Source organism: Paenibacillus xylanexedens, from assembly GCF_001908275.1.
Lineage (GTDB): Bacteria > Bacillota > Bacilli > Paenibacillales > Paenibacillaceae > Paenibacillus > Paenibacillus xylanexedens_A.
Map to the genome: position 1 here is coordinate 1,446,604 of NZ_CP018620.1, position 13,504 is coordinate 1,460,107.

Sequence of the window (13,504 nt, forward strand, 5' to 3'; positions counted from 1 at the left end):
TTATTGTGAGCGAAAAATGGAAGATCGAGCTGCATATGTCCCCCGGTGGATGGACAGCAGAAGTAAATACAGCAGCGGAAGCGGACCAGGAAGTTTCCGTTTCCGCTTCCGCTGTTGAGGGCAAGACCGGATCGGCCGCAGGCATGTTCACGGTCACGGGAACGCCCGCCCGACTGAGCGAAGCCCAGCGCGAGGCTGTACTGGCTCAGCTGCGCAAGCGCCCGCTGACGCTGTACGCCCTGCTGCGCGGCGGCCCGGCGTCCGAGGAGCTCGCCGGGCTGCTGCCGGCTGCGCAAGCGCCCGAGGGCTCGCCAGGCGCAGCAACGGCCAGTGCGGCCGTGGCATGCACCTGCGGCCGCCCGGGCTGCGCGCATGCCGCGGCCGCTGAGCGCGCCGTAGCCGCGCGCCTCGCGGCCGAGCCGCTGCTGCAGCTGGCGCACGCCGGCCTGCCGCGCGAAGCGCTGCTCGCCGGCGTGCTGGGGGCATGGGCGGAGGAACTCGCCCATGATCCCAGCGGCCCCGGCCGCGCAGCGGAAACGGCTGGCCGCCCGCAAGTGCGGGGCGGCGAAGGCGGCGCGGCCGTCGGCGAGTGGATCGCCGAGGCCGCCGCGGACGGCGCCATGCACCAGCCGGGGCCGGGCTTTGGCGCCGTTGAGGTGCGCCTCGCGCAGCCGGGCAAGCCGCCGGCCTTGCCGGAGCTGACGGCGCTGCTGCCGGGCGTGCCAGCCACCGCAGGGCTGGATTTGATCCGCGAGCGTGTAGCCGCGCGGATGTGGCAGGCTGTCCAGAAGAAGACGGACAGCCCGGCAACCAAATGATGCACCCATCAGAGCGGGGGAGATCTCAGATCACCCCTGCTTGTTTTTATTGCAGCATGTTGCATTATTTGATTTAATTCATTTCCCGGTACAAGATGAATTTTGTCTTTATCCAACAATGCTAATGCTCATTAATAAAGTGCATCTCGGTATAATCAATTTTTTTGCATATTGGATATATGAAGGTATATTCCCATTTCAATTCTATTGTGTACAGCACGGGGATGTTGCTCTAAAAGTCCAAAAAACGATCATACAGGCTGTACAGCCCGTATATGTTCATTCGGATCTCTTCTAAAGGAGGTCTTTACCGGTGGAGCTTCGCTCTCAATTAAGGTATACTGTCGCAGGGAACATTGCACGCTGAGAACTATATAACATTTATATTATTGCGATAGGAGTTTTTACATGAAATCAACTACGGGAAGACAGCGCCGCATGGTGGTTATGCTGTCCTCATTGATGATATGCGGAGCATTGCTTGCCGCGTGCCAGAACGGTTCAGGCACAGAGGAGAGCCAGAATCCGAATGGAACAGGTAACACACAACAGGAGACGGACGGCACAACGGTTCATTTTACGGAGGATAAAGGAACGGATGGCGACAATGCTGGCGGTGATGACACATCATCTTCTGGCAACAGCGGTGAAGGCACGGATAGCGAGTCTGGGAATGCTTCAGCGGGCGAAGGGCAGGGCTCTTCGGACAATGGGAATGGTGCGACAGCGGAAGATCCATTGCTGGAGAAACGCAGTATCAGCGCACTGCAAACGACGATTGATGCACAATCCGTGGTGACCAATGCCGAGTCTATGACCGTCATTGTGAACAAACAACGGAGTCTGCCTGACGGTTACGAGCCGGACGATCTGGTAGAGCCGAATGTACCGTTCTCCTTCGACGAACCACACGAGAAGCGGCATATGCGCAAGGAAGCTGCGGAGGCACTGGAGAAGTTGTTTGCAGGTGCAAAAGCGGATGGCATTGAGCTTCGTGCGGTGTCCGGTTATCGTTCATATCAGCGTCAGGTATCCATCTATAACAATAATGTCAAAACCAAAGGTCAAGAATACACAGATCGTGTGAGTTCTGTGCCAGGCAGAAGCGAACATCAGACGGGTCTTGCCATCGATGTATCGAGCCCGAGTGTGGGCAATGTGCTGGAAGAGGTATTTGGCACATCGAAGGAAGGCCAGTGGTTGGCTGAACACGCTGCAGAATACGGATATGTCATCCGTTATCTGCAAGGTGAAGAAGATACCACAGGTTACGTCTATGAGCCTTGGCATATCCGGTACATCGGTACAGATTTGGCACCGGATGTGGCGAAGAGTGGGTTAACTTTGGAAGAATACTTCGATGAGGCTAATATCAAGTTGTAATTTGGATGTTTCATCCTTAAAGAAAAGATACTAATACTAATTCTCATAAATCCCCGAATGAACCGTCCTTGATCTAACCAATGGGCAGTCATTCAGGGGATTTATTTTTTGTGCAAAAATGTTAATGGAATTAAGATAGAATTAAACTTCATTCCATTGTCTGAGATGATGGGGGACTGATATAATTCATGTTTAATCTGAAGAGACAAATACAACCAAAGCGAGGGACGAGAGAATGAGCAGACAGCAGGTATTTACGGGCTCCCCATGGGAACCATTGGTGGGATATTGCCGTGCCATCCGTGTAGGGAACCGAATTGAAGTGGCGGGTACAACCGCGATGCAAGATGGTGTAGTTGTTGGAGCGGGTGATCCGTATGCACAGACAAGGTTCGTTTTGCAGACGATCGAGAATGCACTGAAAGAACTGGGGGCTGACATGTCGCATGTGGTGAGAACCCGGATGTTTGTGACCGATATCTCCAGATGGGAGGAAGTTGGCAAGGCACACGGTGAATTTTTTGGACAGATCCAGCCTGTAGCCACCATGGTTGAAGTTAGCGCACTCATTGATCCCTTGTTGATGGTTGAGATTGAAGTGGAAGCGATTGTTGAAGATGAAGTCACAGCCGATTGATTCTGACGGTTATCCGGATGATTTCTAAGGAACCCAGGACGTCTTATTTGGCGATAAGGTCCTCTTTCTAAAATGTAAGGAACATCAGACACGTTATTTCCCAAATTACTCTGATAAAAATGCTATAAACAGCTATTTATTCAAATTAGCGTGCCTGTGGAGCTAGAATAAAAAGTGGACACCCGTTAACGGACGGAAGGATAATAGGACTAACGGAGGTGTCCACATGGGAGAACAGCGGCAACGATATAACGAAGAATTCAAGAAACAAACGGTCAAATTCATTCAAGAGCAGACGAAGACACTTGGAGATTTGGCAGAAGAACTCAACATTCCAAAAAGTACGTTGCACCAATGGATGAGTAAGTACCGCGAACTAAAACATGAGCCTGTTGCCAGCGTAGATCGAGTGAAGGAACTGGAAGCAGAGCTTCAAGAGATGCGCCGGTTGCTTCAAGAGAAAGAGCACACGCTTGCGGATACACAAGAAGAACTGGCGATTGTAAAAAAAGCAGTGCACATCTTCAGCAAACCAAAGAGCTAAGATTTCAGTTTGTGGAAGATCATCGCTCCGAGTTTTCTTTGGAGAAGATGTGCAGAACCTTTCAAGTATCACGGAGCGGATATTACAAATGGCGAATGGACCGAACCAGCATGCGGCAGAACCGTAAAGACGAGGTCATGAAGCGTATTCGGTATCATTTTTACGACCACCAGATGCGGTGTGGAAGCCCTAAAATTACGTATCTGCTCCATTTAGAAGGGTTGCGAATCTCTTCCCGTACCGTCAGTATATACATGCGTCAAATGAATCTACGTTCTGTGGTCATGCCCAAATATCGCGTTCAGACGACGGATTCCAAACACGACCATCCCCTTGCGCCAAATACGCTGAATCAGCAATTTAAAACGTCCAAACCGAATACGGTATGGGTTACCGACATCACCTACATTCCTTGCCGAGGAGGTCGTCTATATCTCGCCAGCGTTCTGGATTTGTGCACACGTGAAATTGTAGGCTGGCGTCTATATAACCATATGGAAACCAGTTTGGTGATGGGTGCACTGGAGGAAGCTTACACGGCCAAACGCCCCGCTCCGGGATTACTCCCTCACTCGGATCGCGGCTCTCAATACACGTCAAAAGAATACGTGGAGCAACTAAAATCATACGGAATGGAATCAAGCATGAGCCGCCGAGGAAACTGTTATGATAACGCCTGTATTGAGTCATGGCACAGTATTTTAAAGAAGGAACTCATTTACTGCAACCCTCGTTTTAAGACACCGGAAGAGGCTTATACTGCCATCTACCAGTACATTGAGTTCTATTACAACCGCAAGCGAATGCATGGCGCGCTAGGGTATCTTTCCCCTGCTCGTTTTGCAATGAAATTTACGGACAAATCGGCAGCGTAGTGTCTACTTTTTTGACATAGGTCCATCAGACACGTTATTTCCCAAATTCCTCTGATAAAAATGCTATAAACAGCTATTTATTCAAATTAGCGTGCCTGAGATTCCTTAGATTTCTGCGGGCGCTTCAAAGCCTTGAATAAGACGTCTCAGATTCGTTAGCGTTAACGCCGCTTGCTCTTACATTCAGTATGCAACGTATTTCGTATGCATCGCACATCGCACGTGTCTGCTCTGGACAAGTTTCAGGTACGCTTTGATTTGAAGCAGTTTGTAGACACGCTCTAAGAAACTAAAACCAAAACCAAAACCAAAACCAAAACCAAAACCAAAACCAAAACCAAAACCAAAACCAAAGCCAAAGCCAAAGCCAAAGCCAAAGCCAAAGCCAAAGCCAAAACCAAAACCAAAACCCAAAAAGCCCCAAAAAATAACCTTACCCGTGCTTGTCAGAAGACAAGCGGATAAGGTTATTTTGAATTGACTTCGCCGCCTGGCCGCACGGCTGAGCTCTTGATGCACCAAACTCATTACACCGCGCGCCAGGAGCTACATGCGGATGGCTGGTCTTATGATGCTCCACACTCATGATCCCGCGCTAAGCGATGCACGCGGTCGTCTGCAACAACATATAACATGTGTTTCAGCCAGACGTTTTTCTAACCGTATTATTTCGCTTCCAGCTCTGCTGCAGGTGTTTCAACAACCACTTTCCAAGCTGTTCCGATTGGAGGCAGGCTGCGTGTCAGCACAGGGCTGTAGAACCCAATGACTTTAGCGCCTTTGGTGAGTTCTTCAGCTTTCACCGTTTCACCTTCGTGGTTCACGATCAGCGTGTCTTTAGCAATGTTCAGCACGACATGGTCAGGAGCGGTTTCTGTTAACCGTGTACCTGTAATCTCAATCTGTGAGATGCTGCCTTCAGCTGTTGTTACATTTTCAATTGTACCCGCTGTACCCAGAAGCTCTTTAGGTTGTGCCTCAGATGCTGTAGCCGCATCCAACACAGTGACTGTATAGGTCGGCGTTTGTGGTGGCAGACTGCGGGTGGTGATCAGGGAATGCTCAGCTTCCACGTTCATGCCAATGGCCAGATCAGTCAGTGCAATCTCTTTCCCCTCAACTGAGATGAATTTCGTCTCATCGCTCAGATTAAGCACAATACCCTCCGTACCTGCACCACCAATCTGGATGGACTGATATTTATCTTGGTTTGAGATTCTGGTAATTACACCACGTTCAGTAACCGTCTTCACGTCCTCTTCACTGGAGATAGTCACTTGATTTCCTGTTGTGTTCACTTGTCCATGCAGAGCTTTTTCCGCAAAAGAAGCCGGTACATACAATTTGCCGCCTGTGATTTCGGGCGCTGTGCCCAGCGTGAGCAGCATTTTATTTACGGAATATTGGTCCTTGCCTGTAATTACCTGTGTCCACAGAGCACCACGAGTCAGCTCTGCAGTTTTAGTTTCTTTATTCCATTCCAGTTCAATACCCAGTGCGTCGGTAAGATCACGCAGCGGGATCATGGCTACTTTGCCATCCTTGTTCCAATAACCATCGGAGATGGATGCACCATTCACGGATACGTTTACTACACTCACTGTGTTACTATCTGCTGAAACGGATGTTTGATGGACTGGTTGTGTGTTGTCCAGTGTTGCTGCATAAGCGGCTCCACCACCCAATGCCATGGATAGGGCCATCAGTGCACTTACTTTTTTCATGTTGTTGTTCATCAATATTCATCCCTTCTAATCTGTGTACTGACGCGGTAAAATCTTCCTTAGGGCCGCGCTTCAAGTTAATAGACGGGACAAATCGTCTAAGTGTTGCAGTTGAATTGTAATGAATGTAAGCGGTAGATTAGTTTAAATTAGAAATATCGCTTGTATTGCAGGTTATCCGCAGCAGGATCAGGTTAATTTCAGGTAAGTGGCCAAACCTTTGTCCTATTTCACATTCAAGTACGAGGAGGAACGGATTAGATGAGTGATATGTTGGTAGCGCTCTATCGTTTACCGGAGCAAGAGAGTGGACTGAGCGCGTTGGAGGAATCCTCCATTGTGATTCGAAGAGCCATTGCCCCAGAGAAACAGCTTGTACTGGATTGGGTGAGGTCACATTTTAGTCAGGCTTGGGTGGATGAATGTGAGGTCGCTTTTGCGCGTCAGCCGGTGTCCTGTTATATTGCGGTTGAGCATGGGAAAATGATTGGATTTGCCTGTTACGAAGCGACATGTCGCAACTTCTTTGGACCGACAGGTGTGAGCCAGGATGCACGGGGCAAAGGTGTAGGCACAGCCCTGTTACTGGCCTGTATGCATGCAATGAAGGCGGACGGTTACGGGTATGCGATTATCGGATCAGCGGGACCTGTGGATTTCTATGCCCGGACGCTGGGTGCCGTGAAGATTGAAAATTCAACGCCGGGTATTTACGAAGGCATGCTGCGGGCAGACTAACGATAATGATGTTGTGGAAGCTGTGGAAAAGGAAGGGAGGACGATGATGAGCACGAAACAAATGTTGCACATCGGAATGATCGGTACAGGATCAATCTCGGATCTTCATATGAGGTGTTATGCCAAAAACGAGGATGCCGTCATCTATGCCATTTGCGATCTGAACGAAGAACGGGCTAAGGCTGCTGCGCAAAAGTATGATGCTCAATCCGTATACACCGATTATCGGGAGATGCTGGAGGACCCGCATGTGGATGCTGTCAGTATCTGTACCTGGAACAATACACACGCCGAATTTGCCATTGCTGCACTGGAGGCAGGCAAGCATGTATTGTTGGAGAAACCAGTAGCAACCAATGTGGAAGATGCGCTGCGGATTGAAGAAGCGGTGAAGAAGAGCGGACGTACCTTTATTGTTGGATTTGTGCGTCGGTATGATAACAATATGCAGATGATGCGCAGATTCATTGATGCCGGGGAGTTTGGTGAACTGTATTATGCCAAAGCCTCCATTCTGCGGCGTCACGGCAATCCAGGTGGTTGGTTTGCTGACAAAAGCCGTTCCGGCGGCGGCCCCCTGATTGATCTCGGTGTACATATTATCGACCAATGCTGGTACCTCATGGGCAGGCCGAAACCTGTTTCGGTCAGTGGTAATACGTATCGGAAGCTGGGCAATCGTGCCCATATCGAACATCTTTCTTTTTACAAAGCAGCCGACTACAGCGCAGCTGTGAATGACGTAGAAGATATGGCGAATGCGCTCATTCGATTTGAGAACGGGGCTTCGCTGGCGGTGGATGTAAGCTTTACCTTGCATGCACGCGGAGATGAATCATCGGTGAAGTTATATGGCGAGCGTGGTGGGTTCGAACTGGAGCCAGAGACACTGATCGTCACGGAGAAAAATAATACTATCCTGAATATTGAACCCCAGACGGACAATACGGGTCTCCATATTCATAGTGCATTCCAGAACCAGATTGACCACTTTGTGGATTGTTGTCTGAACGGCACAGAGCCAATCAGCCCAATTGCGGATGGTGTGGCTTCCACGCGTATGCTGTGCGGAATCTACGAATCCGCTGAGAAGGGGCAGGAGATTCGTCTGGATTGAATCCAGTCCACGTTGCGGTTGTCCTTCATTATATTAAAAAGCATGCGTCTTCCGCGTGATCTGCGGTTACGCATGCTTTTTGGCATCAGTCATTTGTTCAGTGGTGAATTCTCGTACCCCGGATCATCGTAATCCGTATCCTGCAGCCTCGGAAGAACGTTCATGCTCTCAATCGCCTGCCGGGAGTCCGGCGTGCCATGGTCATACAGAAAGGTGTACAGCAAGGTCATGCCATCCGAAAATTGCTCTGTTGCCTCATCGTGGTCTGCTGATTTGTAGGGTACCGGGGCCCGTTGCAAGGTATAGGCATCGTCATCCTCCAGCACCTTCATCAGATCCTTCAATCGGCCCAACTGCCCGTCATCCACCAACACTTCAAAGGGTGTAGATTCGTTCTTTGTTCGTTCAATCAGGTTATGAGTTACCGATACATACAGATGTTGTTTGTCGTCCTGCATAATCCAACCCCCATTCTGAAATGGAAAAAAGACGCTTCTACTGTTAATAAACAGCAAAAAGCGCCCTGAAACGAGCTAGTATGCTCGTATTATTTACTCATCAATATGTTCAGTCACATATGACCAGCCATTGCCTTTACCTTCTAATCGACTTTGTTCAAAAAAATCAATTCCATCTACTGTGATGCTAACTGACACGAGTGATGGTTCATCTTTAACGGGATGAACCACGATGAACCCTTTATCTAATAGATAAGTAATGGTTCTAAGTCTTTCAATATGTGCTTGTGGAAAAAGTTTTTCTTTGGGAGCGATATAAGCCGGATTTTCGGTAAACCACATATCGTACAATTCCTGTAGGATGTCGAATCTTTCTTGAATCCGCTCTTTAATAATCATGTCTAACTCCATAAGGGACCTCTTCCTTTGAGTTATTTCCCAAATCTCCCCGTTACGGGCACCTGGCGGGTGCCGGCCTCCATCGATCCTGAACACAGGGGACAGGCGGGAGGGCCCGAGGATGCCTTCTTGGTTGCTTTTGAAGGCACAGCCGGCTTCTGTCTTAGCCACGCTTTACAGGTGGATGAACTACACTTCCAGACCGCAACGGTCTCCGTACGCTCAGCATTACCTGAACCTGAAGTGTGCGACTGTGAACTGGAGGAACTCGCAGCTGTTGGACTCACACCTGTGGTGCTAAATGCCTTATGGTTGCGAATCTCCCCACTACCACGCCGTTCACCGAGGCGATCCTCATCACGTTCGTTGTGGACCTCGTAGTCACGACGGTCACTGTGGCTGATGGCACGACGCTGTGCCGCATCCCGACCTTCTGAACGGGCACCCGAGCCGGACGAGCGGGCATACTGTCCATTACCTTTACCATATGAAGCCTGACTGCTGGTCCGGCTCTCCTCACGAGGTTTGCGTTTGTCCGGTACTTCCATACCGAAGGCTTCAAGCAGGAAACGGGACACATCCGCTGGTTTTCCGTGATGGCTAGCCGGTGAGGTGACATACAAGTACTGCTTGGCCCGTGTGATGGCAACGTAGGCGAGCCTGCGTTCTTCCTCCAGCGCCATGTCCAGTTCGGCATCTGTCTGCTGCACAGCAAGCGCAGCTTTCTGATCCTCAGGAATATCCTGACGTAGTGCGGTACTGTGAGGCACAATGCCTTCACTGGCTCCAATCCAGTACACACAAGGGAACTCCAATCCTTTGGCCCGGTGAATGGTCATCAGCTGTACCGCGTCACTATCCTGCGCACGGCGCAAAGATTCCATCTCACGGTGTCTGCGGGACAGCTCATCCGCGAATTGGATGAACTCTTCTACCGTTTCGAATTTTTTGACAGCAGCTTCGAATTCATCCAGAGTTTCCAGCATCGTTTCCTTATAGTGGGTGAAGATGCTGGGATCACCACTTTCCATATACTTGTCGTAGAACTGCCTGCGCATCTCCTGAATGGCGATGATGGGTTTTAGTTTGTGCAGTGATTTGATCAGTTTGATGCGTTCTTTGACCTGTTCCTGCTGAAATGGTTTCAGCTTTTCCCATTTCACCAGATGGATGAGCGGATATTTCTTAGCCTGTTGTTGTTCACAACGCTGTATCCATTCCAGACCCGCATCGCGTGAGACGTAGAGCGGACCCAGTGCACTTGGAAGAGCATCCATGGCTCGTGGGTCAAGGGACAGACGCAGATGATCCATCAGGGGTCTGATGAGAGACTGGTCATAGAACACCGGAGAAGCACCATGCTGTACAAAAGGCACATCTTTCAACACAAGCTGCTCGAATACAGCCCGGCTGCTGCTGGCTGTCCGGTGAAGAATCGCAATATCGCGATAGGTGTGTTGTCCTTCTTCAACCTGCTGGCACAGCTGGTTTACGACCCACGCTGCTTCTTCCTCCGCATTGGAGGGTGTAGCGAAACGGGGGGCATCGCCGCGGTTTCCAGCGGCACGTAGCCGTTTGTCACGTCTGCGTTTATTGCGGGCGACCAGTTCACTTCCGAGTCCCAGAATACGTGCATCACTACGATAATTGATATCCAGCGTCACGATGCGTGCACCGGGGTATACTTTATCGAATTCCAAAATTGATTCCTGGCGTGCGCCATTAAAGGTATAGATCGTCTGGTCATCGTCTCCCACAACCATCAGATTGCGGTGAGCGGAAGCCAGTTTTTGCACAATTTCATACTGCAGATGGTTGGTATCCTGGAACTCATCCACCATAATGTACTGGAAACGCTTCTGAAGCGGCCCCAGAACAGCAGGATCACGAAGCAGCGCGGCTGCCCGTAGTAATATATCATCAAAATCCATTTTGCCGCGATCCTGCTTCCAGGCTTCGTAACCAAGCAGAACACGCTTGGCATCGCGTTCTTCCTGCGATTTTTCAGGCAGATCGGTTGTTTCCGATCCTTGCATCTTCCATGCGGACAGCATAGCCAGCAGACTTTCAGGCTGGAAGGCTTCACTCATGCCATTTTGGCGAAGAAGCATCTTCAGCACCGTATGCTGGGCTCGCGACTCGCCAAAGATCTCTTCCTGCACACCGTAATGACGCAATAATGTCAGCGCAAAAGAGTGGAAGGTGCGAGCCTGTACGGCTCTCGCGGCTGTCGGGCGTATGCCTGGCAATGCGGCGATCCGGTCTTTCATCTCGGTGGCGGCTTTGTTCGTGAACGTCACCAGCAGGATACTGCCTGCATGTACGCCACTGACCTCTATGAGGTAGCCGGCTCTTGCAGCCAGTACAGTTGTTTTGCCACAACCGGCTCCGGCGAGCGTCAGAATCGGTCCTCTGCCGTGACGGACTGCCGAGATTTGTGGTGCGTTTAACTTGATGCCGGCCTCTTCCAGAGAACGAAAATAAAAGGCATCCTGTTGCTCATTACCCACGAGTTGCCGACTGGTCTCCAGCGGAGCAGACGGGGACTGGGGCAGGGACGCCGCCGGGGTAACCCCGAGCGGACGGGGGTAGAACGTTGAGTTCGGACTTAACATGTTTCATCCACCTCTGTATGCATTCAGGGATAGGACTATCCCGGCTAAAAGTAAACCATTTGCCCTTTTCACAATCGCATTGTAAATTGGTATGATAGAGTTAGTCGCCTAATCAGGCGGTTAAGTAGGGCCAAAGCTTCATTATACCCGAACATATGGTCTTGACGAAAGCCCCCGATTTCATCCAGTATCGGTATAAAACGGGCACCTGCACGAGATTACGCAACTTTTTGGCATGATATCGTATAAGTTATATGCCTGAGCATTTTGCATGAAAGATGTAATATGCTAATTTACTACTAAATAGAAATGATAATATTGGTTTTGACGGGACAGAGGAGGAATGGTCATGAAACTGCTTCAGCGCATCAAAGACGGAGCGAACAAAGCAACAGAGCGTGCCCAACACGCCGTTGAGATTGGGAAACTGAACAACCAGATTGTGGGCTTGCAACAGGAACAGGAAGTCCATTTTACAGATATGGGTCGCATCTTCTATGAGGGTTATCGGGCCCAGGATATGACGCGTGCGGAAAAAGAAATGGTGGATCTGTCGCAGCTCTGCGACGAATTGCAGGACGAGATTGATGGTCTGCGCAACAAGATTGCACAACTTAAGAACGAACGGTTGTGCGAGTGTGGACACGTCGCTTCCCTGGATGCCAACTTCTGCCCTAAATGCGGACGTAAGTTGGGTGAACTCAAGACAGCAGCGCCTAAAGTAGCAGCAGGAGTTGCAGGAGCCACCACAGCCGCAAGACAGGAGGCAGCTGTAGCTCAGACCCCAACTCCAGAGCCGGACTTCTACGATGCGCCACCTGAGTTGGAACTGGAGGAAGACGAGCCGTACCATACGGTCATTCCGTCCATAGCGGATCTGGAAACGGAATCCGAATATAACAGTACGGAATTTACCCAGGAAGAAAAGGAAGCGTTTGATGCCGAGTGGGAACGTCGCAGAGATGAAGAGATGCAACGGGAACGTGAGCGTCAGCAGGAACTGGACGAACGCATCCGCTACTGGAAAGAAAACAATCCGATCGTGAATACGGTGGACGTACAGACCGAAGTGTCACGTGAAATGGTGAATTGTCAGATTTGTGCAGCCGAGCTACCCAAAGGGTCGAAGTGGTGCCCGCGCTGTGGTGCCGAACAGATCTGATCTGATGCAGTAGAAGCACTGCCGCATCATTGTTAGGCAGTGCGGGTTGCTGACAGCATGGGGGGACGGGAATATGGACCAACTGCTGCATCATTTGCGTCATCTCGGGTTTACCGAGATGGAATCTAAAATTATGGTGGAACTCGCCCGTCAGGGATCAGCCTCAGGATATGAGGTTGCGAAGCGGCTGGGTGTGTCCCGTTCCAATGTATATGCGACCCTGCAACGGCTGGAACAGCGTGGGTTCTTGCGGTGTAGTCCGGGGGAACCGGCGAAGTATAGTGTGCTGAAGCCGGAGGAGATGACACGTATGATCTCCGATCAAATGCGTACCTCGCTGGATTATGTTCAGAACAGCATGCCCAAGAGTGAACCGGAGAAGCCTGTCTTCTATAACGTCGAAGGGGACAAAAATGTGTTTGAGAATCTGAGCCGTGAATTGGCCGAGGCTCGGCATGAGATTGTCGTAGACGTTTGGCGTGAAGAGGCAGAGTTGCTGCGTAATGACTTACAGCAGGCTGAAGCTCGGGGTGTGCGGCTGTTATGGTCGTGTGATGGTGGCGAAGGCATGCTTGATCAGCCTGTCCCTTGGCCGGGTTTGCCTATGTATGGTACAGGTAATGGTCGGAAATTTTCCCTGGTGGTGGATCGCCGCTGGTGCATGCTGGGCATGCGCGGGGAATCATGCGCCACACAGGCAGTGGTGACGGAGCATCCGGTAATGACCGGACTGCTGCTGAATCATTTTGCTCAAGAGCTGGTGTTGTACGAACTGGAACAGGATATGGGGGAGGAACTGGAGTCCCGCTATGGGCACCGGTACGAAGAACTCTCTGCGCGTTATTGGTCTTCTCCTTCAGGAGAGGGTGACCAGAGCTAGACATATCGGCGACTAATTCACCTCTGATGGAGTGAACATGCCAGCACAAAGGTATCTATCTTGATGAAACGAATACGTGTGTACATAAAGCAGGCGCTGCCCGAAGGCAGACGCCTGTTTGTGCTGGTTTGAGATATGACAGTGATGTTCGTCA

The 13,504-nt window shown here is 50.5% G+C and carries 14 protein-coding genes; 9 read left to right on the top strand and 5 right to left on the bottom strand.

The window, feature by feature from the left end:
* Positions 1-5 precede the first annotated feature (5 nt).
* From BS614_RS06490 to BS614_RS06515, 5 genes are all read left to right on the top strand, one after another.
* Positions 6-818, top strand: a complete 813-nt coding sequence (locus BS614_RS06490) for a hypothetical protein (RefSeq protein ID WP_084174432.1) — start codon at positions 6-8, stop codon at positions 816-818.
* A gap of 408 nt (positions 819-1,226) precedes the next feature.
* Positions 1,227-2,201 carry a M15 family metallopeptidase gene (locus BS614_RS06500; RefSeq protein ID WP_074093333.1) on the top strand — a complete coding sequence of 325 codons (975 nt, stop codon included), beginning with the start codon at positions 1,227-1,229 and terminating at the stop codon, positions 2,199-2,201.
* 235 nt (positions 2,202-2,436) lie between these two features.
* Complete coding sequence (locus BS614_RS06505; RefSeq protein WP_074093334.1) at positions 2,437-2,838, top strand: RidA family protein; 402 nt, start codon at positions 2,437-2,439, stop codon at positions 2,836-2,838.
* A 226-nt stretch (positions 2,839-3,064) separates the two neighbouring features.
* A complete protein-coding gene (locus BS614_RS06510) occupies positions 3,065-3,382 on the top strand; it encodes a transposase (RefSeq protein WP_036673079.1) in 318 nt (105 codons plus the stop codon).
* Between the two features lie 11 nt (positions 3,383-3,393).
* On the top strand, positions 3,394-4,257 hold the full coding sequence (locus BS614_RS06515) for an IS3 family transposase (RefSeq protein WP_084174433.1): 864 nt from the start codon (positions 3,394-3,396) through the stop codon (positions 4,255-4,257).
* Positions 4,258-4,440: 183 nt separating this feature from the next.
* Here the strand turns inward: BS614_RS06515 and BS614_RS31775 are convergent, their stop codons facing one another.
* Entirely contained in the window at positions 4,441-4,785 is a 345-nt protein-coding gene (locus BS614_RS31775; protein WP_074093335.1) for a hypothetical protein, read from the bottom strand.
* 137 nt (positions 4,786-4,922) lie between these two features.
* A complete protein-coding gene (locus BS614_RS06525) occupies positions 4,923-5,993 on the bottom strand; it encodes a copper amine oxidase N-terminal domain-containing protein (protein WP_074093336.1) in 1,071 nt (356 codons plus the stop codon).
* Positions 5,994-6,242: 249 nt separating this feature from the next.
* Here BS614_RS06525 and BS614_RS06530 point away from each other — a divergent pair, with 249 nt between their 5' ends.
* Both BS614_RS06530 and BS614_RS06535 read left to right on the top strand, forming a co-directional pair.
* Positions 6,243-6,719: a GNAT family N-acetyltransferase gene (locus BS614_RS06530; RefSeq protein ID WP_074093337.1), complete on the top strand. Its 477-nt coding sequence runs from the start codon at positions 6,243-6,245 to the stop codon at positions 6,717-6,719.
* Between the two features lie 46 nt (positions 6,720-6,765).
* Complete coding sequence (locus tag BS614_RS06535; protein WP_047840275.1) at positions 6,766-7,836, top strand: Gfo/Idh/MocA family protein; 1,071 nt, start codon at positions 6,766-6,768, stop codon at positions 7,834-7,836.
* Positions 7,837-7,925: 89 nt separating this feature from the next.
* Here BS614_RS06535 and BS614_RS06540 read toward each other — a convergent pair whose 3' ends face one another.
* From BS614_RS06540 to BS614_RS06550, 3 genes are all read right to left on the bottom strand, one after another.
* On the bottom strand, positions 7,926-8,294 hold the full coding sequence (locus BS614_RS06540) for a hypothetical protein (RefSeq protein WP_074093338.1): 369 nt from the start codon (positions 8,292-8,294) through the stop codon (positions 7,926-7,928).
* A gap of 93 nt (positions 8,295-8,387) precedes the next feature.
* Positions 8,388-8,705 carry a hypothetical protein gene (locus BS614_RS06545; RefSeq protein WP_074093339.1) on the bottom strand — a complete coding sequence of 106 codons (318 nt, stop codon included), beginning with the start codon at positions 8,703-8,705 and terminating at the stop codon, positions 8,388-8,390.
* A gap of 20 nt (positions 8,706-8,725) precedes the next feature.
* Positions 8,726-11,308, bottom strand: a complete 2,583-nt coding sequence (locus tag BS614_RS06550) for a UvrD-helicase domain-containing protein (RefSeq protein WP_074093340.1) — start codon at positions 11,306-11,308, stop codon at positions 8,726-8,728.
* A gap of 349 nt (positions 11,309-11,657) precedes the next feature.
* Here BS614_RS06550 and BS614_RS06555 point away from each other — a divergent pair, with 349 nt between their 5' ends.
* Both BS614_RS06555 and BS614_RS06560 read left to right on the top strand, forming a co-directional pair.
* On the top strand, positions 11,658-12,470 hold the full coding sequence (locus tag BS614_RS06555; protein WP_074093341.1) for a zinc ribbon domain-containing protein: 813 nt from the start codon (positions 11,658-11,660) through the stop codon (positions 12,468-12,470).
* Positions 12,471-12,543: 73 nt separating this feature from the next.
* Complete coding sequence (locus BS614_RS06560) at positions 12,544-13,350, top strand: TrmB family transcriptional regulator (protein ID WP_074093342.1); 807 nt, start codon at positions 12,544-12,546, stop codon at positions 13,348-13,350.
* The last annotated feature ends 154 nt before the right edge of the window (positions 13,351-13,504 follow it).